The organism is Paraburkholderia sp. (assembly GCF_050742655.1).
Lineage (GTDB): Bacteria > Pseudomonadota > Gammaproteobacteria > Burkholderiales > Burkholderiaceae > Paraburkholderia.
The window spans coordinates 1-23,078 of the sequence record NZ_JBOIGG010000038.1 but is presented as its reverse complement, the minus strand read 5'-3'; the positions used below and the strand labels follow the sequence as shown (position 1 = coordinate 23,078).

General features: G+C 57.8%; 18 protein-coding genes and 1 pseudogene. 7 read left to right on the top strand and 12 right to left on the bottom strand.

Going from position 1 to position 23,078, the window contains the following annotated elements; genetic code table 11:
* Positions 1-121 precede the first annotated feature (121 nt).
* Both ACREXZ_RS30020 and ACREXZ_RS30015 read right to left on the bottom strand, forming a co-directional pair.
* A pseudogene (locus ACREXZ_RS30020) lies at positions 122-361 on the bottom strand (IS21 family transposase); the annotation flags it as partial.
* Positions 362-1,067: 706 nt separating this feature from the next.
* Positions 1,068-2,519, bottom strand: a complete 1,452-nt coding sequence (locus ACREXZ_RS30015) for a mannose-1-phosphate guanylyltransferase/mannose-6-phosphate isomerase (RefSeq protein WP_431767771.1) — start codon at positions 2,517-2,519, stop codon at positions 1,068-1,070.
* Positions 2,520-3,351: 832 nt separating this feature from the next.
* Here ACREXZ_RS30015 and gmd point away from each other — a divergent pair.
* Positions 3,352-4,386, top strand: a complete 1,035-nt coding sequence (gene gmd, locus ACREXZ_RS30010) for a GDP-mannose 4,6-dehydratase (protein WP_431767770.1) — start codon at positions 3,352-3,354, stop codon at positions 4,384-4,386.
* Between the two features lie 216 nt (positions 4,387-4,602).
* Here gmd and ACREXZ_RS30005 read toward each other — a convergent pair whose 3' ends face one another.
* From ACREXZ_RS30005 to ACREXZ_RS29980, 6 genes are all read right to left on the bottom strand, one after another.
* A complete protein-coding gene (locus ACREXZ_RS30005) occupies positions 4,603-5,028 on the bottom strand; it encodes a GtrA family protein (RefSeq protein ID WP_431767769.1) in 426 nt (141 codons plus the stop codon).
* Positions 5,025-6,308 carry an NAD(P)/FAD-dependent oxidoreductase gene (locus tag ACREXZ_RS30000; RefSeq protein ID WP_431767768.1) on the bottom strand — a complete coding sequence of 428 codons (1,284 nt, stop codon included), beginning with the start codon at positions 6,306-6,308 and terminating at the stop codon, positions 5,025-5,027. The genes ACREXZ_RS30005 and ACREXZ_RS30000 overlap by 4 nt, the downstream gene beginning before the upstream one ends.
* 13 nt (positions 6,309-6,321) lie before the next feature.
* Positions 6,322-7,260 (bottom strand): NAD-dependent epimerase/dehydratase family protein, encoded by a 939-nt coding sequence (locus ACREXZ_RS29995; RefSeq protein WP_431767767.1) that lies wholly within the window; start codon positions 7,258-7,260, stop codon positions 6,322-6,324.
* A 277-nt stretch (positions 7,261-7,537) separates the two neighbouring features.
* Positions 7,538-8,278: an SDR family oxidoreductase gene (locus ACREXZ_RS29990; protein ID WP_431767766.1), complete on the bottom strand. Its 741-nt coding sequence runs from the start codon at positions 8,276-8,278 to the stop codon at positions 7,538-7,540.
* A complete protein-coding gene (locus ACREXZ_RS29985; RefSeq protein ID WP_431767765.1) occupies positions 8,275-9,591 on the bottom strand; it encodes an FAD-binding oxidoreductase in 1,317 nt (438 codons plus the stop codon). The genes ACREXZ_RS29990 and ACREXZ_RS29985 overlap by 4 nt, the downstream gene beginning before the upstream one ends.
* A 3-nt stretch (positions 9,592-9,594) precedes the next feature.
* On the bottom strand, positions 9,595-11,019 hold the full coding sequence (locus ACREXZ_RS29980) for a UbiA family prenyltransferase (protein ID WP_431767764.1): 1,425 nt from the start codon (positions 11,017-11,019) through the stop codon (positions 9,595-9,597).
* Between the two features lie 321 nt (positions 11,020-11,340).
* On the opposite strand from ACREXZ_RS29980, the gene ACREXZ_RS29975 reads away from it, so the two are divergent.
* From ACREXZ_RS29975 to ACREXZ_RS29960, 4 genes are read left to right on the top strand one after another with little or no spacing between them, the layout of a single operon-like run.
* Positions 11,341-12,186 carry a glycosyltransferase gene (locus ACREXZ_RS29975; RefSeq protein WP_431767763.1) on the top strand — a complete coding sequence of 282 codons (846 nt, stop codon included), beginning with the start codon at positions 11,341-11,343 and terminating at the stop codon, positions 12,184-12,186.
* A complete protein-coding gene (locus tag ACREXZ_RS29970; protein ID WP_431767762.1) occupies positions 12,183-13,139 on the top strand; it encodes a UDP-glucose 4-epimerase family protein in 957 nt (318 codons plus the stop codon). The genes ACREXZ_RS29975 and ACREXZ_RS29970 overlap by 4 nt, the downstream gene beginning before the upstream one ends.
* A gap of 8 nt (positions 13,140-13,147) precedes the next feature.
* Positions 13,148-14,182, top strand: a complete 1,035-nt coding sequence (locus ACREXZ_RS29965) for an MraY family glycosyltransferase (RefSeq protein ID WP_431767761.1) — start codon at positions 13,148-13,150, stop codon at positions 14,180-14,182.
* A gap of 5 nt (positions 14,183-14,187) precedes the next feature.
* On the top strand, positions 14,188-16,071 hold the full coding sequence (locus ACREXZ_RS29960) for a polysaccharide biosynthesis protein (protein WP_431767772.1): 1,884 nt from the start codon (positions 14,188-14,190) through the stop codon (positions 16,069-16,071).
* Positions 16,072-16,111: 40 nt separating this feature from the next.
* On the opposite strand, the gene ACREXZ_RS29955 is transcribed toward ACREXZ_RS29960, so the two are convergent.
* On the bottom strand, positions 16,112-17,212 hold the full coding sequence (locus ACREXZ_RS29955) for an MraY family glycosyltransferase (protein ID WP_431767760.1): 1,101 nt from the start codon (positions 17,210-17,212) through the stop codon (positions 16,112-16,114).
* 203 nt (positions 17,213-17,415) lie between these two features.
* On the opposite strand from ACREXZ_RS29955, the gene ACREXZ_RS29950 reads away from it, so the two are divergent.
* Positions 17,416-19,059, top strand: coding sequence for a methyl-accepting chemotaxis protein (locus ACREXZ_RS29950; protein ID WP_431767759.1), 1,644 nt, complete (start codon positions 17,416-17,418; stop codon positions 19,057-19,059).
* A 260-nt stretch (positions 19,060-19,319) separates the two neighbouring features.
* On the opposite strand, the gene ACREXZ_RS29945 is transcribed toward ACREXZ_RS29950, so the two are convergent.
* Positions 19,320-19,796, bottom strand: a complete 477-nt coding sequence (locus ACREXZ_RS29945; protein ID WP_431767758.1) for a hypothetical protein — start codon at positions 19,794-19,796, stop codon at positions 19,320-19,322.
* Positions 19,797-20,003: 207 nt separating this feature from the next.
* On the opposite strand from ACREXZ_RS29945, the gene ACREXZ_RS29940 reads away from it, so the two are divergent.
* A complete protein-coding gene (locus ACREXZ_RS29940; RefSeq protein ID WP_431767757.1) occupies positions 20,004-20,402 on the top strand; it encodes a helix-turn-helix domain-containing protein in 399 nt (132 codons plus the stop codon).
* Between the two features lie 313 nt (positions 20,403-20,715).
* On the opposite strand, the gene ACREXZ_RS29935 is transcribed toward ACREXZ_RS29940, so the two are convergent.
* Positions 20,716-21,756, bottom strand: coding sequence for an integrase domain-containing protein (locus ACREXZ_RS29935; RefSeq protein ID WP_431767756.1), 1,041 nt, complete (start codon positions 21,754-21,756; stop codon positions 20,716-20,718).
* Between the two features lie 963 nt (positions 21,757-22,719).
* Positions 22,720-23,078: GGDEF domain-containing protein (locus ACREXZ_RS29930; RefSeq protein ID WP_431767755.1), on the bottom strand; the 359-nt coding region annotated here is incomplete at its 5' end.

Genomic DNA, 23,078 nt, shown 5'->3' with positions numbered 1-23,078 from the left:
GTCCAGATCGATCGTGTCCATGATCGATCATGGACACGATCTCACGTGATCTCCCCCTCACCATCGAGACTCTCATCATGCCTCACGCGTGCGCGAGATCGGCAACGGCCGTCGCGAGCCGCTTACGCGCCGGCGCCGCCTCATCGACTGACAGATTCAGCCTGGTTTCGAGCTCGTCATCGGCGAGCGGCTCGACGACCGCCCAGTCAAGTCCTGCCGTGCTGGCTCGCGCCGCGTAGGCCGAGATGGCGCCGACGCTGATACCGATCGCCCGGCTGATCTGGCGGTGCGACAGGCCGCACGCCCACTTCAGCCGCAGGACTTCTTTCAATTTGCGCATGCTCATCCGAGGTGCCGGCATCAGCCTGTCTCCCTTAAAAAGGGACAAGGCTAACGCCCGTCGTTGATGACATGCGCAACACCACCGCCGTGCCAGAATCGCGTTCGCGTTTCGGGCGCGTGATCACCTGTTTCGGTTCGGTGATCACTCATTCCGGGAACGTGATCACCTGTTTCGGCAAGATGATCACTCGTTTCGGAAACCGGTGATCAGCGATCACCTTCGACCGAAACGAGTGATCACCATCCTCCGGAACCACTGATCACGTTCAACCGAAATCGCTGATCACGTTCGCCGAAATACGCAGCCGACACTGCACGTTGCTATGTAGTAGCGCGTCTGCACCGTCGCGAGCAGCATTGCCCCGAACCTATTTCCGATGTCTCCCACGCCACTGGCGATGCCGCGACCACATCCTGTCGACGTGAACGCCGTTGTGTCTGTGTTCGTGCTCTTGACGCAGAACGGCTGCTGCTCGATCAATGTCACCGAGGGCAACGGCAATGATGCCTGGATGATGTTGGTGGTGCCGCTATCGATGCGGTACTGCAGTGCATCGGCGATGATCGGGGGATGTCGGACGATAGCTGCGGGCGAGCCCAGGCAGTGACGATGGCGCTCGAAGGAGGTGTTGTACCCCTACTAGAGTATGAAAATCCTGACGTTGGACTAATGTACCACCAGCCGCATTTCCGTTTTGAGGACACAAAGCGTGCCCTTTCGTAACTCAGGCGGCCGGTGCGCGCCCGTAGATATCTTCGAATCGGACGATATCGTCTTCACCGAGGTACTCGCCGCACTGGACCTCGATCAAGACCAGATTCATCACGCCTGGATTGATCAGACGGTGCTTGTGGCCGGCAGGGATATAGGTCGACTCGTTGGGTTGCAGTGAAATGAGCTGATCGCCGTTGACAATGTCCGCGCAGCCACTCACCACGATCCAGTGCTCGCTACGGTGATGGTGCATCTGCAGCGATAGTGATGCGCCCGGCTTCACGACGATGCGCTTCATCTTGAAGCGGTCACCTTCCTCAAGCACGGTATATGTGCCCCACGGGCGATGCACGGTACGGTGCAGGCGGTACGCGTCGTGATTCGCACTCTTGAGCTTCGCGACGATCTGCTTCACATCCTGCGCGCGGTCGCGGGCAGCGATCAGCAATGCATCCGCCGTATCCACCACGATCACGTCCTGGACCCCGACCATCCCGATCAGCCGACCGTCGCTGCGGACGAAGCAGTTATCAACGTCGTGCAACTCGGCTTCACCATGAATCCTGTTACCGCGCTCATCTGGTAGCGTCAATTCGCTGATCGATTGCCACGAGCCGATGTCGCTCCAGCCCATGTCGCACGGCACAACGTTCACGTTATCTGAGCGTTCCATGACCGCATAGTCGATGGAGATGTTCTCAGACTTGCTGAATTGCGTGTTGTCGAGTTCGATCGCGTAGCCGTCGTCAGACGTGCTTCGTTTGGCTTCGTTCACCGCACTGAGTGACGGTTCTGCAACGCCCGGTACATGAAGCGCCAGCTCGGCCAGCATGGTCTCGGCAGTAAAGCAGAACATGCCGGCGTTCCATAGGTGGCGGCCGTCTGCCACCAGTTCTTTGGCAACCTCCAGCTCAGGCTTTTCGACGAAGCGCACGACCTTGTGGACAGCTTGCGCGCCTGGCAGCGGCTGCGCTTCGAATTCAATGTAGCCGTAGCCGGTTTCCGGACCGGTCGGGCGAATCCCGAACGTGACGAGCCGACCTTCCTGTGCGGAACCCACGGCGTGCTGCACGGCTTCGCCAAAGGCGGCTTCATCTTCGATCAATTGATCGGCCGGCATCACCAACATGATGGCGTCCGGACCGTGCTGCTGGCGTACGACCTCTGCAGCTACCGCTATTGCCGCAGCGGTATTACGAGCTGTGGGTTCCAGAATGAACCCTAGCTGCGCGACATCAGTTTCCACCTCGACGCATTCGTCCTTCGTGAGGAAATAGGTCTCGCGATTCGTAACGATCACGACTTCATCTGCGTTCGCTATACGTGACGCTCGCAGAAACGTTTTCTGCAACAAGCTTTGCCCGTCCGCCAGCTTCAGCAACGGCTTCGGAAAGGCTTCGCGGGACACTGGCCACAGTCGGGTCCCCGCGCCTCCACAAATGATGACGGGAATGATCTTCATGGGATTGCTCGAAAATGTTGGACTAGGATGGCATGCAATCAACGATTTTAACGGAATTCCTGACCTCGGTCGCCGGGTGTCGCCTTAGGCACATATAGTGCTACGACCTCTGGGGGGCGGAAGACAACAGGCGTTCCGTGTCCGTAGGAGTATCGGTGCATGCTGTGACAGCAATTGCCATTGTAACGCTAGGAAAGACTCGATCGTCGACGTCGACAAATCGAGATGTTTAGCGGCGGCCCGGTGTTTCGAAAGCAGCGGCACAGAAGGAAATTTTGTTCGAATTCTTCAGGGCTGAGCAGGATTCCTGTGGATCACGGTAACAACGCATGATGCGAATCCGGATGCAATGCGGCGAGTCTTGACTGAACTCGAGTTGAGGGCGGCGGGTCAGGGGGCTTCCTGACCCGCGGAGCCGCAAGGGCCGTACGTTTGCGGCCAACGCTGCGCTTCCGTGGTGGGGGGATGATGGTATAGTGTCTCGCTATGGGCCGAAGAATGGATGCTACTCGTCAAAAAACTAGTAGTCGCAAGTGTGTGGACGAAGCTAGGAAAGCGCATCGCATCTGAGGAACTCCCCGCTTGCTACGGTTTCGTCGCTGAGTTTGTAGAATTCGCGAGCGTGCATAGCGGTGGCAGAAGCGACATCGGTTCTCATACGACGGGGTCACCAATGTGGCTTGGGACCGCAAGCAAACGTCTCAACTCAATTTCGCGTGCAACCTTGATCGTTCTGAAGTGGCCGTTTTCCGATTTTGTCCGTGACAGCTTGAGTCGATGGGTATCGGAAGTTAGCGGCGAAGTATTGATACATCACTCAACCGGATAGCAAATGACCGTTGCGATCATCACTGGCATCACTGGCCAAGACGGCGCTTATTTGGCGCAACTACTCCTCGATAAGGGCTATGAAGTATATGGCACCTATCGGCGGACCAGCTCCGTGAATTTTTGGCGGATCGAGGAAGTCGGGGTGGCAGACCATCCGGATCTGCATCTCGTCGAACACGATCTGACTGATCTCGGTTCTGGCATTCGTTTACTTCAGACAACGAAGGCCACAGAAATTTATAACCTGGCGGCCCAGAGTTTTGTCGGCGTGTCGTTTGATCAACCTGTCACCACCGCTTCGATTACTGGCGTCGGAGCGTTGAACCTTCTTGAGGCGATTCGTATCGTCAACCCGGAGATTCGCTTCTATCAGGCGAGTACTTCTGAAATGTTCGGGAAGGTGCAGGCAGTTCCTCAAATTGAAAGCACGCCATTCTATCCGCGGAGTCCGTACGGTGTGGCGAAACTCTACGCGCACTGGATGACTGTTAACTACCGCGAAAGCTATAACATTTTCGGCTGTAGCGGCATTTTGTTCAATCACGAGTCGCCGCTGCGCGGAAGGGAATTCGTGACGCGCAAGATTACCGATAGTCTTGCGAGGATTCGTCTGGGCAAGCTTGATTTGCTCGAACTGGGCAACCTTGATGCAAAGCGAGACTGGGGCTTCGCAAAAGAATATGTTGAAGGCATGTGGCGCATGCTTCAGGCCAGTAAGCCCGATACCTATGTGCTGGCAACCAACCGTACCGAAACTGTCCGCGACTTTGTCACGATGGCGGGTCGTGCGGCAGGCTTCGATATTGCGTGGCAGGGGCAAGACGATAAGGAAGTCGGGGTCGACTCCAAGTCCGGTAAAACGATTGTCCGGATCAATCCCAAGTTTCACCGGCCTGCCGAGGTTGATCTGCTAATTGGTGATCCGGCCAAGGCGCGTAACGAGCTAGGCTGGGAGCCCAGGACTACTCTCGAACAGTTGTGCCAGATGATGGTCGAGGCGGACATCCGCCGAAACCAGGCTGGCACCTCGTTCTGATATAGGCAATTTTCATTACCGGCGCAGACGGCTTCACCGACCGCTATCTCGCGAAAGAACTGATGCGCGACGGTCATGGAGTATGCGGATTGGCATGCAAGCCGATCCGAACGCTTCGTTGAGCTTGCGCGTCTGCGACCTGCTCAATCGTGAGGCGTTGACAGAACGGGTCGTCGCTTGCTAGCGCGTCGACAGAGCGTTTTATGAAGGCGCTCCCTAGTGCTTAAAACTCCAGCGCTTGTGCCCCACGTAGCTGGTAAATACAGGAACAACAACTCCAATCGCATGCGCGATATCTTGCGCGTGCCAACTGATCCCGAATCGCGGAAGAAGGTGATACGCGAGTCCGATACTCACGGCCCACGTCTGCAATACAGCTACCACGTTTACCAGCGTGAAGAAAAATACGGACTTCCCAGTCGATTGCTTGCTGTTCGTAAACACAAACAGTTTCGCGAGCACGAACGCCGTAATCATCCCCGTGATATAGGCGACGACAATGGCTGCCGAGTAAGGCATCCAGATGTTGTAGAGAATCCGGCTACTCCAGTTGACCGCTGCCGCAAACCCGCCAGTCAACAGAAACAGCAGGAAGCTTCTTGAGACAAAGGCGCTCTTGACTGCTGTGTGAACTCGCGTCATATCATCTTTGCCATCTTTCGCGACAGCCCGAGGCTCTCGGAAATTCCGCGATCCTCTGGATAGTAATATGACGTATCGGCGACGAGCAGGCCGTCGATTGGCAATTGAATCGGCGGCAGACGGTCCAGAAAGCCCGGTTCGCAGATCGGCTGTGCAAACCGGTACCGGCTCGCGCGCACATCAATGAAGTCATCTGGTTTCAGTTCCGGGTTGATCTTCGTCAGGTAGCGCTTCACTTTATCGACGAACACCGAATCTGCCTCTTGATACTTCGGATGCTCGCCTGGGATGTAGAACGGCACATAGACGATGTGATGATCCAGCGGTCGCAGGTTGGTGTACTCCACGATGCCTGGGATATCCATTTCGGGATCGTTTGTATTGAGCCAGAAGTTTTCGGTGACCGGTTTCTTTAGCTTTGCAATGACGCAAACGACGGCGACGTTTTTTACGCTGCGGAACGCGTCCAGGATGTTCTGCGGCAAATCGGGTATAACGCGCGGTACGTAGGGCAGTGGGATCGTGCTGATGACTTTGTCAAACGGCAACACCTGGCCACCGGCCTCGATCCCTGTCACCTTGCCGTTTTCGATCACTACCTTCTGCGCGGGCGTGCCGAGCCTGAATTCCCCGCCGTTCGCCTCGATGTAACGGCGCATGCCTTCGAGGAGAGTATCGGAACCACCCTCGAGATAGCCGAGTTTTTCGTGGAAGAGGTTGTAGCGCGAGCGGCCGATGCGACGGATGCGGCTCCAGATCCATGCCGCGGAGAGGTTGTACGCATAGTCGTAGAACTTGTAGTCGAACAATCGACGCCACAGCACTTCCCACGCCTCCTCGCCGATCCAGCGGCGGATCCAGCCGGTCGCCTCTACATGATCGAGGGGTTTCCAGTTGTTGCGTTTGGTGGAGAGAAATGCATGCAACCCATAGCGGAATTTCGCCTGCAGGCTAAGTCCCTTGAATTTCAGTAGCGCCATCGGGTTGCCCCATGGCTGCACACGACCCTGGTAAAAGTAACCCATCTTGGTTTCGCGCCACTGCATCTTTTCTTCGATGCCAAGTTCACGCAGTACTTCAAAGAATGCATGATCCGAGATCGCATGAAAGTGGTAGTAGCGTTCGATCGAAAGGCCACTGAAGTCGAAACAGGCAGCCATTCCGCCGACGCGATCGTCCGCTTCGAAAATGATGGGTTTGCGCCCATCCTTGACGAGTTGGTAAGCCGCGCCAAGACCCATCGGGCCTGCTCCTAAAACCGCAATACGTTCTGTGCTCATGGATTTTGTCCACTCAAAATTCGAGCGCGATATGGCTATAGGTTGGATCGTTGAAAGTTTCGTCCATTGCGCTTGCAAAGGGAGTGGCGTGTATCTTGAAGATACCCTCCCAGTCGATCACTTCAAACTCGTCACCCGCCGTCAAGGCGTTGAGTTGATCGGCGGTAAACGGCGGGTTCTTGTCGAACAACGCATAGATTTTCAGCAGCACATAGAAGAGGCTGTAGGGGATGCGAACAATCGCGCAGCGTGCATGCGTGGCACGCTTGATTTGCCTGATGATGTCGATATAGTCGACATGCTCGAGTCCCGTGATGTTGAATGCCTGCCCCTTGATGCGCGACTCGATGCAGCTGATGATCACATTGCAGAAGTCGCCCACATACAGCGGCTGGCGCATGTAGCGGCCACTACCGGGAATAGGGAATACCGGCACGCGATGCATGAAGCGTGACAGCCAGCCTAGATGCTTGCGATCGAACCAGCCAAACATTAACGTGGGCCGTAGCACAACGCATTCGATGCCAGACGCAAGTACGATTTCCTCTTGTTCGCGCTTGGTTTCTGTGTAGAAATCCTCACCGACCGAATTCACGACCGACGAACTGATGTGCACGGTATAGGGAATCTGATAGCGCTTGATTACGTCGAGTACATTGCGCGTCGAGACAATGTTGTTGCGGGTAAACGGTTCGAGGGTTGGCGCGCCTATCTGAGCCTGAAGCATGACGACGAGATCGGCACCGTCGAAGTATTGTGCCCACTCGCCTGGCTCGGCGAGATCGGCGTAGACCGCTGTCACATCCGGATGCACTCGACGTAATACGTCGAGATTGGCCTTGTGCTTGTCTAGAACTACGAGGTTGCGGTATCCACGCGCTTTCAGCCGCGCGACAAGATTCTGGCCGACCAGGCCGGCACCACCAGGAAGAAGAATGCGAGTCGGTTCCATATGTTTGTTCGGCGAATAGTGGTGTGCTTCTGCAATTCTGTATCGTTGCATGATACAGGCTGGCTCAACACATCCCATCGAGCTAGGTAGTCCATCGATCGTCTGCTTGCTATGGCGAACTTTTGGGGGATGCGAGCATTGTCTTTTCGTTCGTTACGGCAAGTGGCGAAAAATTACGCCACACAGCAATGATCGTCGTAGCCGCCGTAATTGCACCCAGGAGGAAGACGACGTAATTCCAGACGGTCTATATACTATTCGCTGACATTCACCCACCTCACAAAGACGCACGCTTGAACATCAACCTTGGTACAGATCGAATAATCAGCATGATGATCGACCAGAACCACGGCGTATAAAGCACGTCCTTGCGCTTCTCGACGGCATGGACAATATCGCTTCCCACCTTGTCTGCGGTCGCAACAAGCGGCCCAGGCAACGGCAAGCCCGTGGTCATTGGCGTGGCGACAAACCCCGGTTTGATCGTCAATACATGTACGCCGGCCTTAAAGAGCCGTGCATTCAGTCCTTCGCAGAACGCGGACAGCGCAGCCTTCGCACTACCGTAAAGATAGTTCGACGGTCGTCCGCGATCGCCCGCCACCGACGAGATCACCGCCAGCGTGCCGTGCTTTTGCGCCTCGAGCGCGTTGGCGATCGGCGTCAGCAGAGCAATCACTGAAACGGCATTCGTGTTGAATTCACGCACCGCAACCGCAGGGTCTGCCTGGCAGGCGATCTGATCGGGCAAAGTTCCGGGTGCGATCAGTACGACGTCCAGCGGGCCCAGCTCGCTTGTGCAACGCTGCAGCATGGCGGCGTGCTGATCGAGCTGGTCTATATCGAGCTGGTAACTCGCGGCGAGCTGTGCGCCGCGAGTAGTCAGATCTGACGCGACCTGCTCGAGCCGTTCACCGTTGCGGGCTACGAGAAAAAAACGCGCACCTTGCGTTGCCCATTGGCGGGCGCATGCAATGGCGATCGCCGATGTAGCGCCGACGATAAGAATATTTTTCATGTTTGAGTCGTCCGTTCCCAGAAGCGCGAAAGCATGGCCGGGTCGCGCAGCGCTTCAAGTTGTTGCCATTGAGGGTATGCCGCGCGAAAGTCGGCACCCGACATATGCGCATCCTTCGCGGGATAGATGCGGCCCCCTGCTTCACGCACGATTGCGTCGAGCTGCGAGAAGAGCCTCGCATTCAGCGCATCGCGCTGCGGGAAATCGAGTGCGAGGGACGTGCCTTCGCGTGGAAACGAGAGTAGTCCAGGTGAGCGCAAATCGCCGCACCGTTTCAATACTGCAAGAAACGAACCGGTCCCGCTGCGGGCGATTGCATCGAGAATCGCGCGCGTTGCGTCGCGCGCCACGCTCGGAGGTACTACGCATTGGTATTGCTGAAAGCCCGCCCTGCCGTAGATCCGGTTCCATTCCAGCAGACTGTCGAGCGGATAGAAATAGGCGTCGTAGCTGACCTGCGCCTGCGCTCTCGTACGTTGCTGTCGGCGATAGTAGAGTTCGTTGAAGACACTCAAAGTCGCGCGATTAAATACCGGCACGGGCAGCGTGAACGGAACGGTGCGTTTCTTGCGCTTCACCACCTCGAGCGGTCCGTCAGCCGCGTGGTCACCCACCATGAAGATGCCGCGTCCAAGCTGTGCACCGCTGCTCTGGCAGTCCACCCAGGCGACGCTGTATTCGTGCAGCGGGTCAAGCTCTTCCGACAATGCGAAGAACTCGTCGAGATTGGCGAAGCGGATGCTGGTCACATCGATCCTGCTTGACCGGATCGGTATCAACTGGATTTCCGCCCACAGAATAAGCCCGGTGAGTCCGAGCCCGCCTATGGTCGCCGAGAAGAATTCCTCATGCTCGTCGGGGGCACATTCGAATTGGGTGCCATCGCTGCGAAGCAACGCAAAGCGCCGCACGTGCCGGCCAAAGGTACCGCGCACGTGATGATTTTTCCCATGAACGTCGTTGGCGATCGCACCGCCTAGCGTTGCGTACTTGGTGCCCGGAGTGACGGGTAGCATCCAGCCGCGAGGAATGGCGACGTCGAGAATCTGACCAAGCGTAATGCCCGGCTCGGCGCGCAGCAAACCGTTTTGCCAGTCCGCAGCGATCAGACGATCGAGTGGCAACGTCTGCAATACATGACCCGACGCGGCGAGGCAACTATCGCCGTAGCTGCGGCCGTTGCCGAATGCCAATGTCGTCTGGTGCTCGCGGATTGTATTCAGCCACACGGCGGGCACCGCGTCCCGCCACGCAATGGTATGTACTTCCTGTGGCGCGTTTGGGTAGCGTCCCCACGACAGCACTGTACTCATTGCCTAGGTGGCCGCCCAGAAAACCGCACCGCACAGCGCGACGGTGAAAAGGCTGACGCGGTCCCGAGCAGCAAAGACGATTGGATCATCGTGCATCAGGCCGCGGTGAGCAATCATCCAGGTTCGACTGACCCAGTAGAGCAGTAGGGGGCAAGCGAGCCATATGACTTGCGGGTGACGATACAGACCGGCAGTCTTGGCGTCCTGGATGTACAGCGCCAGCACAAGTACCGCCAGATAGCCTGATGCGGTACCGAGCGACGAGATCAGCGGCAGATCGCTCGCAACGTAACCGCGCCCGCGCGTTTTCATAAGGCCGCGTTCTTTCATCAAATGCAGTTCGGCGTAGCGTTTGACGAGAGCGAGACTCAGGAAAATAAACATCGAGAAAGCCAGCAACCAGAACGTCAGGTGCGTTGCAACGGCCGCGGTTCCTGCGATGATCCGTATCGTGTAGAGCAGAGCCAGCACGACTACGTCCACCATCACCTGGCGCTTGAGGAATATCGAGTAGGCAAGCGTCAGCGTGTAGTACCCGAGCAACACGGCCGAAAAGCGCCACGGTAGCAACGCCCAGGCAATAGCAAATGCGCTTACGAGCAGAGCAGGGAACAGTGCGATTCCCCACGTAAGCGGCAACGCACCTGATGCGAGCGGTCGCCTGCGCTTGACCGGATGATGACGGTCGTCTTCGAGGTCGAGCAGATCGTTAAGAAGGTACACGCTGGAAGCGCAAAGACCAAACGCGAGAAACGCCAGCAGCGCGGCGATGGCAAGATCGGGGTGCGACAACCGGTGCCCGGCCAGTAAGGGCACGAAGATCAGTAGATTCTTTAACCATTGATGCAGTCGTAGTGATTTTGCCCATATTTTCAGCGTGGGCGGCCGCGACTCGATTACCCGCTCGACGTTGCCGATCTTGTGCGCTGCGCGCTCGACACCGTTACTGGGATTAACCACATAGGCGCGTTCAGCGGACTGCCAGACGACAACGTCGTCATGTGAGTTTCCCGCGTAGTCGAAGCCCTTTTCTCCGTACTCGGCCACGAGTGCCTCGCGCTTGTTGTGCGCGGACAGGTTCACGCTGTCGTGCGTGGCGAAGGTCCGATCGAACAGACCGAGGTGCGCAGCAATGGCTTGCGCATAACGTTCATGGCTTGCTGTGGCCAGCACCAGCGTGCGTCCGGCCTTGCGCTCCGCCTTCAGCCATTCGAGAACCGTGGCGTCATAAGGCAGTACGGTAACGTCTACATGTGTCGCATTGGCGAGGCGCGCCTTCAATCCAGGCTTGCCTTCCTGTGCGAGCCATAGCAGCGGCTCATAGAAGCGGTGTGGTGCCGCTTTCAGGAAGGCAAATCCAGATTCGATCAGAACGTCCGAGCGAATCAAGGTGCCATCGAGATCGACGACGAGGGGTCTGCTGCGCATTCGGTCAGCCCTGAGGGCGGTAACAATGAGCGACGCTCCGCCGCGAGCCAGGCCGGGGCACTGCGGCGTTCGGAAAGGTGAGAAGCGGCTGGGCGGCGCTACTTTACTATTTCATGATTAACCGCACAACACCTTACACGCGGAAGTCACTGATTTTGCGAGACAAGTTGCAGGACGCGAACGGTGGAGCAAATTAACGAGATGTACGAGCCGTAACAAAGGGCAAGCCCGGTTGCCGAACGCCCGATTTTTGAGCACACTCCCGTCTTGTTGCGGTCTCGCAACGCAAAGTGCCCTCATAAGGCACGCCATCCTAATCACATGATTGTTATCGCCGTGCCGCGGTCCGAAATCGAGGGTTTGTCTGTTTCCATAGTCGTTTATCGGCCGGACGTGGCTCGACTGATGAGCACGCTCGCCAGTTTCAGCGCCGCATGCGATGCGTTGCGCGCCTTGCATCCCGCATTTTCAGTCGAGCTCTACCTGATCGATAACGGTGATTTACCCGATATCGATGCTGCGCTTCAGGATTTGCGTGCTCACGACATCACGTGTTCGATCGTGACGGGGCACGGCAATGTAGGTTATGGGCGCGGGCACAATCTGGCGATCGCACAGACCGGGCATCGTTATCATCTGGTGCTTAACCCAGACATCGACCTCGATCGCGACGCGCTCGTACGAGCGCTGGATTTATTCGATTCGCACCCGGACGTGGGATTGATAAGCCCGCGCATCGGCGACGAGAAGGGCGGCTTGCAGTACCTGTGCCGCCGCTATCCGACACTGCTGGACCTGTTTGTCCGGGGATTTCTGCCGGCTGGTGTGCGTCGGTTCTTCGCGCGTCGTCTCGCACGGTATGAAATGCAGGACGTCATTAACGATCGCGACACGATATGGGATCCGCCGATCGTCAGCGGTTGCTTCATGCTGTTTCGGACGCGCGTGCTCACGAAACTGGAGGGCTTCGATGCCCGTTATTTTCTCTACTTCGAGGACTATGATCTGAGCCTGCGCACTCATGACGTCGCACGAGTAGTCTATGCACCCGTCGTGCGCGTCAGGCATCACGGCGGCGGAGCTGCCCGCAAGGGAGCCGCGCATATCAGGATGTTCCTCGCGTCGGCATACAAGTTTTTTAACCGGTTCGGATGGAAATGGTTATGAGCCATATCCTTGTGACCGGTGCCAACGGATTCGTAGGGCGTGCACTGAGTCGCACGCTGGTCGAAAACGGCCACGCTGTGACGGGTTTGGTGCGTCACGCAGGCGCTTGCGCAAGCGGGGTGCAGGAGTGGGTGGACGACAGCAAAGACTTCGAGGGTCTTCGCCGTGCATGGCCACATACGCTGCAGCCGGACTGTGTGGTGCATCTGGCGGCCCGCGTCCACATGCTGCATGACGTTGCGGCCGACCCGGATGCGTCGTTCCGCGCGACCAACGTCGAAGGCGCCTTGCGCATTGCTGAAGCGGCTCATCTGAACGGGGCACGACGCATGGTGTTCGTCAGCAGCATCAAGGCCGTGGCCGAAATCGACGTGGGACGTCCGCTTCGTGAGGATGATTCACCATTGCCACAGGATGCGTATGGCCGTTCGAAGCTGGAAGCGGAGCGAGCTCTGATTCGCTACGGAAACGAGACAGGTCTCGACGTTGTGATCGTCCGTCCGCCGCTGGTATATGGTCCGGAAGTCCGCGCGAATTTTTTGCGACTCCTGGATGCAGTATGGAAGGGCGTGCCGTTGCCGATCGCCGCAGTGCGCGCGAAGCGCAGTATTGTGTATGTGGATAACCTGGCTGATGCCCTGATGCGCTGCGCGACTGATCCGCGCGCGACCCGCCAGTGTTTTCATGTTGCCGATAGCGTCGATTGGACGGTGGCGGAACTGGCTCGGATGCTCGCCAGGCATTTGCAGAAGCCGGTTAGATTGCTGCCGGTGCCCGTGAGCTTGATGCGCACCGCCGGCCGGCTGACTCATCGTTCATCGCAGATCGACCGGTTGATTGGGAGTTTGCAGGTCGACACGGGCCGGATTGCCACCGTGCTGGGCTGGCAGCCGCCGTATTCGACCGACGATGGGCTTGCAGAAACGGCTCGCTGGTACCGGTCAATACATTGAGATTGTTCATGGCCACTGGAGCGCCTGTCGCGACTGTTCCACTGCTCGACGCAACGCTTGCAGCGCTAGGAGCGGGCTGTGCCTGTGCTCTGGTGCTATCGATTTTGCTGAAGACAGGCTTGGCCTGGCGTCTCGCAACCGACATTCCGAACGATCGCTCATTGCATAGCCGTCCCACTCCACGGGTGGGGGGATGGGGCATGGTGCCGGTCTCGGTCGTGGCCATCGTGCTGGTTGCACCGAGCCTGTGGTTCGCGGCCGCGGCTACCGCGTTTCTCGGAGCGGTCTCGCAGATCGACGATCGTCGCGGGCTTCCCGCCCGCGTGCGTTTCGCTGCGCACCTGATCGCGGTGGTGGGGCTGGTGGCGCTCTATCCGGCGGCGGTTCCGTGGTGGTTACTGGCCGCGTTGTCATTTTTGATGGTCTGGTTGGTCAATCTTTACAACTTTATGGACGGCGCGGACGGACTTGCCGGTGGTATGACGCTGTTCGGTTTTTCAGGTTATGCCATTGCCGCTCTGGTCAGTACGCACCCGCTTCCAGAACTAGCGTTGGCCGCGGCAGCGGTGGCGGGAGCTGCACTCGGTTTTCTATTATTCAATTTCCACCCTGCGCGCATTTTCCTCGGCGATGCGGGATCCATATCCGCGGGCTTTCTAGCCGGCGCATTGGGTTACTGGGGTTGGCTTCGCAACGTCTGGCCGATCTGGTTTCCAATGCTGGTTTTCTCACCATTTATTACGGATGCGTCGATCACTCTTACGAGGCGCTTGCTTCGTGGTGAGAAGTTTTGGCAAGCGCATCGGGAGCATTACTATCAACGCATGGTTCGATCCGGCATCGGTCACGCAGGGACCGCATGCGTCTGGTATGTCGTAATGATGATTGGCATAATGCTTGCTATTTATGCGCTGGGGCGTCCTTCCACAGTTCAGTGGGGTGTGGTCGCGATGTGGCTCGTCGTTTTATGTCTGATGGGCGTAGCAGTCGATGTCCGCTGGCGTCGTTTCCAGTCAATGCAGTCCGAACACTCCGAGGTATGACGCTGATGATTCGATCCAGAGCCTCGTGGCTGTCTTTCAGCGCTTTCCTTTTCGACCTCTGTGCCGTTGCGGCTGCATGGTTGATAGCGTATGTCATCCGTTTCAACGGCGCAGTGCCCATCGAATTCCGTATGGGAGCGATGCATTCGCTTCTATGGGTGCTGCCCGTCTACGCCGTGATGTTTCGTATCTACGGTCTATATCGCGGCATGTGGGTATTCGCGAGCTTGCCGGACCTGATGCGGATTTCCAAGGCCGTTGTGTCGGGCGCGCTGATCGCCATGGTCGTGTTGTTAATGGTCCAACCGAACCCAATCGTCCCCCGTTCTGTACTGGTCGTATCCCCGCTGCTCCTTTTTCTTGCAATGGGCGGTTCGCGGGCACTTTATCGTGCGGCCAAAGAGTTCTATCTGTACGGTGGCCTGGTTGCGCAGGGCAAACCGGTCATTGTTCTGGGAGCGGGTAGAGCCGGTGCGAGTCTTGCCAGGGAGCTCTCGCGTTCGAGCGAATGGCGGCTCGTCGGTCTGCTGGATGACGATGTGGCCAAGCATGGTCGCGAGATTTATGGCTATAAGGTTTTGGGGCCCATCAGCGATCTTCCGCTACTCGCGGAATCGATGAAGACCGAATACGCAATCATCGCGATCCCCTCTGCTACCGTCGAAGCGCAACGGCGCGTAGCGACGCTGTGCGTGCGCGCAGGCGTCCGGGCCATGGTGCTACCGGCATTGACCACGCTGACGCAGGGGCAAGCGTTTCTGTCCCGTGTGCGGCACATCGACCTGGAAGATTTGCTGGGTCGCGATCCGGTGAAAATCGATACGCCGCATGTCGAGGCGCTTCTGCACAATCGCGTGGTGATGGTGACCGGAGCCGGTGGTTCGATCGGTTCCGAACTGTGCCGTCAGATCCTGCGTTTTGAGCCCGCGCAGTTGATCGCGTTCGATCTTTCCGAGTACGCAATGTATCGGCTCACGGAGGAGTTGCACGAGCGTTTCCCGGGCGTGTCGGTGATTCCCGTCATCGGCGATGCCAAGGATTCGCTGTTGCTCGACCAGGTGTTGTCGCGTCACACACCGCATATTCTCTTTCACGCGGCTGCCTATAAGCACGTACCGTTGATGGAAGAGCAGAATGCGTGGCAGGCGGTGCGCAATAACGTGCTGGGTACCTACCGCGTAGCGCGCGCCGCGATTCGTCATAACGTCAGACACTTTGTGCTGATCTCGACGGACAAGGCGGTGAATCCCACGAACGTGATGGGCGCGAGTAAACGTCTGGCTGAGATGGCCTGTCAGGCGTTGCAGCAAACCAGCGCTCGTACTCAGTTCGAGACTGTTCGTTTCGGCAATGTGCTGGGTAGCGCAGGGAGCGTGATTCCCAAATTCCAGCAGCAGATCGCGAAGGGTGGGCCTGTCACGGTCACGCATCCCGAGATTACCCGGTTCTTCATGACTATCCCGGAAGCCTCGCAACTTGTGTTGCAGGCATCGAGCATGGGGCAGGGTGGAGAGATCTTTATTCTCGATATGGGCGAGCCCGTGAAAATCGTCGACCTCGCTCGAGACTTGATCAGGCTCTACGGGTTTGCGGAAGAACAGATCCGGATCGTGTTTACCGGCTTGAGGCCAGGCGAGAAACTGTACGAGGAGTTGCTCGCCGACGACGAGACGACGACGCGTACCCCGCACCCCAAACTCCGGATCGCACAGGCTCGAGGTGTGGCGGACAATCTGCTGGACGAGTTACTGCCTTGGTTGATGCAGCATCGGGTACCTGCTGACGACGAAGTGCGGCGTGATCTGCGGCGCTGGGTGCCGGAGTATCAGCCTACGCTGTCACCTGCACTCCAAAGCGTATCGACAGGAACGGGACTCGCTGCCCGCTGAGTGCTGGGGTGACTGCAGCGGAAACGCTTGCACGTCTACGTCACTCCCGCCCCTTCCTCACCACCAACCACCGCGGCGACTTAAACCGCACAATACTCACATAAAGCCACACATAAGTCGCCGCAAACACCACCACAAAACAAAACAGATGCACCGTATGCCGCCAGAACAGCGTCGCCGGAACCACGGCGATCAGACAAAGCAGCCACAAATACGGTGACGTCAGCGAATTGCGCCGCGTCAGTTCGCGCGCGGTCCGCACGCCCACCGCCCAGCGCATCAACCTCTTATAGACCAGCATGTGCAGGTGCACGCCGTCGGGGATGCCCGGCGACATCCCGCGGATAAACTTCTTCCGGTAGATCGAGAAGCACGTCTCGAAGATCGGGTACATGAACAGCAGCACCGGGTACCACGCCGACACGTCGCGATTGCGCATCACCAGCATGATCGACAGTTCGGCCAGCATGAAGCCGATGAAGTAGGCGCCGCCGTCGCCGAGAAAGATCAGCCCCGCAGGGAAGTTCCAGATGAAGAAGCCCATCACGGCCCCCATCATGATCAGCGACGCGGACAGCACGATCGGATCGGACACCTGGAACGCCACGTAGGCAAGCGACGCGAACATCATGAACGCGACCATCGACGCGAGCCCGTTGAAGCCGTCGATGATGTTGATCGCATTGGCCAGCGCCGCGACCGCGAGCACGGTTACCGTGCACGAAATGACCGCATACGTGAGCAGGAAATCGAGCGGCGGCACGCTGATACGCGTCACCGCGATGCCGAGCACGAAGTAAGCGAGGGCCGCGGCGCCCATCGTGCAGATGAGCCGCGCGAGCGGCGACACGCGCTTCGTCAGGTCTTCCGCGAGGCCCGATGCGAACGCGGGCATGCCGCACGCGATCAGCCCGAGAATCCCGCCGGACACGGCCGGATAGGCGCGATGCAACTGCACGGCCGACACGACAAGCCCGACGAGTATCCCCGTACCGCCGATACGCGGCACCGGCCGTACGTGGAATTTTTGTACGCCGGCCAGATCGGTGTCGGTCGAAAACTTTTCGTGCAGATGCGCATAGCGCACGATCAGCAGCGTGACCACCAGCGAAACGATGAATCCGAGCGCAAAGCTAAGCATAGAGTGGCCGGCCAGAAAGCAAACGCATGATTATACAAACGAATCCTGTCGGTTCCGCCGGGTGCCAGGTGCGGCAGGCCGCGCCGGCTGTGGCTGTCTCATGGATATCCCCTATCCATCGGCATCGTGCCGGCGCCGATATCCTGCTGAGGGACGCCGTGCCGGCGGGCCCGCACACGCCATCGAGAACGGACGGAACCATCATGCTCAATAACGTCACCATCCGCGGAGGGTTGACCCTGATCATCTGCATCTTCGTTGCGTTTCTTCTGACGGTGATCGGGGTCGGTTACGGCGCGCTGAAGCACACCAGCGACGGTCTGCGCGAACTGCAGCGCAGTTCGGCTGGGCTCGCGTCGCTGAAGGCCAGCTCGGAGAAACTGCTGCAGGTGCGGCTCTCGCTCGGCAGCTACGAGACGCTCTTCAGCGTCGGCAAGGAGACGGACGGTCTGCTGGCCGCCGCGCACAAGGTGCTGGTCGACTCGAACAACGATTTTCGCGCGTATGCAGCGGGTCCGTTCGCGAGCGACGACGAGCGCAAGCTCGCGCAGGCGGTATCGCAGGCGCGCGCCGCGCTGGTCGATCAGGCGATCGAGCCCGAGCACAAGGCGCTCATCGACAACGATTTCAACACGTTCCGCACGATCCAGGGCGAGACCGCGGATCGCTACTACAAGATCTATGCGAAAGCGATCGATTCGCTCGAGCGTCTGCAGATGGAGAACCAGCGCCGCGGCGCCGACGACGTCGAACAGCGCTTCCGGATGTCGGTCATGCTGTTCGCGGGCATCGGCGCACTGGCGATCGTGATCGGCGTAGCCGCGCGCATGGCGCTGTCGGTCGCGTTGATCCGTCCGGTGAAGCAGACGATCTCGCATTTCGAACACATCGCGGCCGGCGATCTGACGATCGTGGTCGGCGAGCGTTCGCGCAACGAGATGGGACAGCTGCTCGGCGCGCTGACGCGGATGCGCGATGGTCTCGTGGACACGGTCGCCAAAGTGCGCGGCAGCTCAAGTGCGATCGCGCACGGCGTGAAGGAGATCGCGGCGGGTAACCTCGATCTGTCGCGCCGCACGGAGCAGCAGGCAGCGGCGCTCGAGCGAACGGCGGCGAGCATCGAGGAACTGTCGTCGACGGTGAAGCAGAACGCCGACAACGCGAAGGAGGCGAACCGCCTCGCTCGCGGCGCGCTCGAGACGGTCACGCGTGGCGGCGAGGTCGTGCAGCGCGTGACGCAGACGATGGACGGCATCACCGAATCGTCGCGCAAGGTCACGGAGATCACGGGGATGATCGAAGGCATCGCGTTCCAGACCAACATCCTGGCGCTGAACGCGGCCGTCGAAGCGGCGCGTGCCGGTGAGCAGGGGCGCGGCTTCGCGGTGGTCGCAAGCGAAGTGCGCAGTCTTGCGCAGCGCTCGGCGACGGCGGCGAAGGAGATCAAGGAGCTGCTCGGGCATTCAGCGGCACAGGTCCAGCAGGGCGCATCGCTCGTCGTGCAGGCGGGCGGCACGATGAAGGACGCGATGCAGGCGGTGGAACGCGTCACGCGCATCATGGGCGAGATCGAAGCGGCGGCGCGCGAGCAGAGCTCGGGCATCGAGCAGGTTAATCAGGCGATCGCGCAGATCGATGAGGTGACGCAGAACAACGTCGCGCTCGTCGAGGAAGCGGCGGCCGCGGCGAAGTCGCTTGATGAGCAGGCGGAGGCGCTGCGGGAGGCAGTGGCCGTGTTCAGGATCAGCGAGGGGCGCAGCGAAGGGGCCGACGGTGCGACCGCCAGCGTGCATCGCGATGTTGGTGTTGAAAGCATCACACCAATGGTTGCGCTAGCACTTTCCTGATTAGCCGGTCGGCGTTTGCGCCGACCGTTCAGGCGTAGGCCGCCTGCGCGCAATTCGAGTGAGCAGCTTTGATCACGAGTCACGTCGCGTGTAGGCGCAGATGCTCAATGATCCATGCGGTTGCCGAGAAGCCTCTTGACTTTGGGGGGTAGTCCTCAACTTTCGCGTCATCATTGCCGCTGTGATGAGGTCCGCAGAGGCTCGACTCTCGTTTTTCCTCGACGATCGAATACAGCGTGGCTAATCGTACCAAGATCCAATCACAATCCAACTAGCACGCGATGTTGCGCTTGGTGATCTACGCTTTGTTCGCCGCCATGCAGCTCAACTAGTGCTTCCACCAGAACCTTCTGATAGCGCGACAAAAGAATATCCAGTTGCCAGGCGATTCCTGCCTCCTCTGCCATACGAGCTACGAGCTGCTGGTAACTATCGATGCCGTATATTCTTCCTTTTATCGGGATGATGACCTCTGGTACGCAGCCTTGCTGTTCATCATAAATCTCGATGAATCTGAGGCGCTGGAGATCGCGCAATGCTCCCATGACCTGTCCCGAGGGTTCGTCGAGGATACTGGTCAGGTCGCGCCTTGTTATTCCTGGCGCGCTACAAATGATCTCCAGCGTGCGCGTCGCGAACGAGGGCGTTTGCAACGCACGTCCTAGAGTTGCTGTGCGGCAGTTTTCATACACAGTTAAAAAGCGTTGGAATCTGACAAGCGGGTTTGTTTTCGACATGTGTTTGCGAATCACCTGTACCGATGCTCGGCGACCACGCAAGGAGCAGTCACCGCCGGAGTTGGCGCCGCGACTATCAACAAGCGGGACGTCGTGAGGGCGCACCTCAAGGATAGACAAAGTGACTGGCAAATTCAACCATATTGGAATCTTTAATTCCAATATGGGCGTTCATCGGAAATGGAATAGATACCATCATTACGTCCTATGCCTACTCGATCCAGTCCATCTGTTGACGATGTTCAGGACGCAGTTCTTGCGACTCGCGTAGGTTCGGCTATTGCCGAACAACGACGTGCTCGTGGGCTGACGCAGGCCGGGTTGGCTGAAATGATTAACTTGGAGCAGGAGGCGATTAGTCGCTGGGAACGCGGTTCGCGTGTGCCGACACTCTATCGCCTGCAACAACTGAGTGACGCCTTGGGGTGTTCGGTTGACCAGTTATTGAGGCGTGGTTCTCGGTACATCGATGACCAGGTAGCTACCATCTCGGAGTCACTCCAGGGCCTCGGTGACGATGAGCGCGAATTGGTGGTTGACTTTGTTCATCAATTTGCAGATTTGTTGCGCTCCAGAAAGCATGTCCGTGGGCGGAGTCGTAAATAGGGCCATAGCATTATTTTTATACGTGACTCAATGAGCAAACGATGCGAACTGGGGCCAATAACCGGGGGTTTGTCAAATCGAGCGAAGACGTCAATTACTTGATATCTCCGAAAGGGCGCTTCGTTGGATTTCTTCATGAATTGGGTCCGGTCGAGTTGCTGATCATTCGGTTGCAATTCGCGTGTTGCCCAATGGATCGCCCGTCCTGCTTCGACGGTCCAGTTTGATCGACAAAAGCGGGACGGCGTTGCTGCGTTGCGCAGCTATGCAACGGGCCCAATTTCTTGATACCGCTCGTCTTTCGCCGCTCACGCTAGTTTGGCGCCGTGTGGTGATAACTCAGGTCAATGCGATGTCCTGTGTGAGTACTGGCCGTACTCGCAGTCGTGTTTTGCGGGTCGCTTGCCGTGGTACGTTGATGCTGGGCGCTACGGGACTTGTTATTGCCTTGGGCACAGAATCGATGTGCGATGCTTCGGCAGTAAACTGATTTGATCCAGAGGTATCGACTATCACCGTGACCTAGATAGCTGCTGAGGAGACGTAGAGTCTTCTGATGATCTATACCTTCATCAAGTAATTCCAGTGCTTTTTCGCAGGCATATGTGTATCGGAGTGCATGTGATGAGCATTCGCCAATCATTCCGGTGCATCTATAAAGCGTAATCAGGCGCATCCTCGCTTTTTTTAAATCCCCGGTTGCGCAAAGGAATCGAAAGCTTCGGTCAGCGCAGTAGGTATAAGCGTCGCTTACCGCGGAGCGAGTTTCCTCTGCCCGCTCTTTCAATACGGAGATTTCCCTGTATCGGCCATTTTTTGCTCCCCTTGTGACAGGCAACAAGGCGTTGGTTCGTTGCGATTGCAAGCGCTCGAGCCAGTCGCCGAGATTCGGCCCGCACATTAAGGCTTCTTGGCTGCGAAGCCCAAGAAGATACTGCAGGCGCACGATGTGATAGAAGCCGGTGTCTTTCCTCCGTGCGCGTGGCCATAGCATCTTGAGTTCGTCAGCAGTGTAGGGCCTCTTTTTTCCGATTCGTGATCTGTGTGGAACTCCTAGTTCCTTGTTGCTTACGCCTTCGATGTCGACTCCCGCATGACGCAGGATGACTCGGATGGCAGCTAACGTATTGTGCAGGTGTCCGATACCAGTTTCCTTTCCTAAATGCATCGCCACGAATGGAAAGAGCAATTTCTCGTCAATTTCCTTGATGCGCCTCGGTAGTTGCTGTCTTTTTTGCAGAAAATCGAAAAACGTCGATGCAAGCTTGTAGCGCTGGGTTTGATTGCGGATACTGCCTCCTGCGCGTCGACTGATGATCGATGCCTCATGAACGAGTTTTGCCTTAATACCCATCGTTTCCTCTGCCGGTTTGACCTCTTGACAACGCTCATAGGGGGCCCGACGCGATGCGCGCGCGTGTTTACGCAACAGCGTCCTTTCAAGGGGCGCACAATGATCTGGGCAGGATCGTGTGCGATGAGTCGAACGGAGAAGAAGGTGGCGTTGAGGTTGCGAACCACGCAGGGCGCGGCTATACCTTCATTTCAAGCGGGATAACGAAACGATGGTGTCGTTCATGGTTGCCGGCGACGGCAGTAGTAATTGCCAGCCGCAGGATGTGGGGGCTGTGGGCGCCGAAATGGTGTGGGGGGAGCGGTGCCATTGCTGGCCTGCTACCCGAAGGGGCAGGATGGGAGAAGGGAGTATATGGCCACAGAGCGCGTGACCGTGACAGGGCCAAAATGGCTTGGAATTGTGGCCTTCACACGATTGGAGAATAGCTACCGCTAGCACGCCTGAAGACGCGGGCTAGCGAGACAACTATGTGTTTGAAGAAAATGCACAGATCCAATTAGGACGTGTCAGCCGTTCGAGATAAAATACATTCTCCCGTCATGCTAGCGCATGACGCACGGAACACATCTAAATAAACGCCGCAGGCTAGACTGACGTAACACCTAACCAGAGGGTCTCGAAGTCGATGCTGGAGACCAGCAGTAAACGTCGCTAGTACATCACGTATTGACAGGAAGCGCAAGTGCTCGCGCCGTTGCCTCGTCGCGAGGGGCATTCGGCAGATCGGCTCCTTACCAGCATCTATGCAAACATACACAAATGTCTTTGGTCCTTCTTCCGAGGGTATCGATCGATTAATGCCGTCGATGTCTATCTTTATCATGCCAGCGATTTCTTTGGCTATTGCGATTCATGACTAGCCCTAGGGCACAGAGAATCAGGGCAATAACTAAAGCGAATATGCTAAATCCCATTTTTTCTTCCGGATTGAGACGCTCGATAGGTGCATTTGCTTTGAGCTTATACAAACGAATGAACTACGTCATCTATGACTGCAGTATTGATGATGCATGGATCATAGCTGAACGCGATCGAGCGGTTGCGCCCCTGCCGTTTCGCGCTGTACAGCGCCGCGTCGGCTTCGTTGATCAGCACCTCGTAGGCGGGCACGCCCGTGCGGGCCGCCGCGCCGCCGACGCTCGCGGTGACCGGCACGCTCACGCCCTGCACGTCGACCGGGGTATCGCCGATGGTGTGGCGGATTTTCTCGGCGACCCGCATCGCATCGTCGAGCGGCGTGCACGGCAGCAGCAGCGCGAACTCCTCGCCGCCGAACCGGCCGAACGTGTCCTGAACCCGCACCACCTCCGCGACCCGCT

What these genes read in the sequence shown, in the direction of transcription:
- ACREXZ_RS30005 (WP_431767769.1), bottom strand. Translation starts at nt 5,028, where the DNA reads ATGACGCGAGTTCACACAGCAGTCAAGAGCGCCTTTGTCTCAAGAAGC.
- ACREXZ_RS29980 (WP_431767764.1), bottom strand. Translation starts at nt 11,019, where the DNA reads ATGCGCAGCAGACCCCTCGTCGTCGATCTCGATGGCACCTTGATTCGC.
- ACREXZ_RS30000 (WP_431767768.1), bottom strand. Translation starts at nt 6,308, where the DNA reads ATGAGCACAGAACGTATTGCGGTTTTAGGAGCAGGCCCGATGGGTCTT.
- ACREXZ_RS29940 (WP_431767757.1), top strand. Translation starts at nt 20,004, where the DNA reads ATGCCTACTCGATCCAGTCCATCTGTTGACGATGTTCAGGACGCAGTT.
- ACREXZ_RS29935 (WP_431767756.1), bottom strand. Translation starts at nt 21,756, where the DNA reads ATGGGTATTAAGGCAAAACTCGTTCATGAGGCATCGATCATCAGTCGA.
- ACREXZ_RS29995 (WP_431767767.1), bottom strand. Translation starts at nt 7,260, where the DNA reads ATGGAACCGACTCGCATTCTTCTTCCTGGTGGTGCCGGCCTGGTCGGC.
- ACREXZ_RS29955 (WP_431767760.1), bottom strand. Translation starts at nt 17,212, where the DNA reads ATGCTTAGCTTTGCGCTCGGATTCATCGTTTCGCTGGTGGTCACGCTG.
- ACREXZ_RS29950 (WP_431767759.1), top strand. Translation starts at nt 17,416, where the DNA reads ATGCTCAATAACGTCACCATCCGCGGAGGGTTGACCCTGATCATCTGC.
- ACREXZ_RS29965 (WP_431767761.1), top strand. Translation starts at nt 13,148, where the DNA reads ATGGCCACTGGAGCGCCTGTCGCGACTGTTCCACTGCTCGACGCAACG.
- ACREXZ_RS29990 (WP_431767766.1), bottom strand. Translation starts at nt 8,278, where the DNA reads ATGAAAAATATTCTTATCGTCGGCGCTACATCGGCGATCGCCATTGCA.
- ACREXZ_RS29945 (WP_431767758.1), bottom strand. Translation starts at nt 19,796, where the DNA reads ATGTCGAAAACAAACCCGCTTGTCAGATTCCAACGCTTTTTAACTGTG.
- gmd (WP_431767770.1), top strand. Translation starts at nt 3,352, where the DNA reads ATGACCGTTGCGATCATCACTGGCATCACTGGCCAAGACGGCGCTTAT.
- ACREXZ_RS30015 (WP_431767771.1), bottom strand. Translation starts at nt 2,519, where the DNA reads ATGAAGATCATTCCCGTCATCATTTGTGGAGGCGCGGGGACCCGACTG.
- ACREXZ_RS29985 (WP_431767765.1), bottom strand. Translation starts at nt 9,591, where the DNA reads ATGAGTACAGTGCTGTCGTGGGGACGCTACCCAAACGCGCCACAGGAA.
- ACREXZ_RS29975 (WP_431767763.1), top strand. Translation starts at nt 11,341, where the DNA reads ATGATTGTTATCGCCGTGCCGCGGTCCGAAATCGAGGGTTTGTCTGTT.
- ACREXZ_RS29960 (WP_431767772.1), top strand. Translation starts at nt 14,188, where the DNA reads ATGATTCGATCCAGAGCCTCGTGGCTGTCTTTCAGCGCTTTCCTTTTC.
- ACREXZ_RS29970 (WP_431767762.1), top strand. Translation starts at nt 12,183, where the DNA reads ATGAGCCATATCCTTGTGACCGGTGCCAACGGATTCGTAGGGCGTGCA.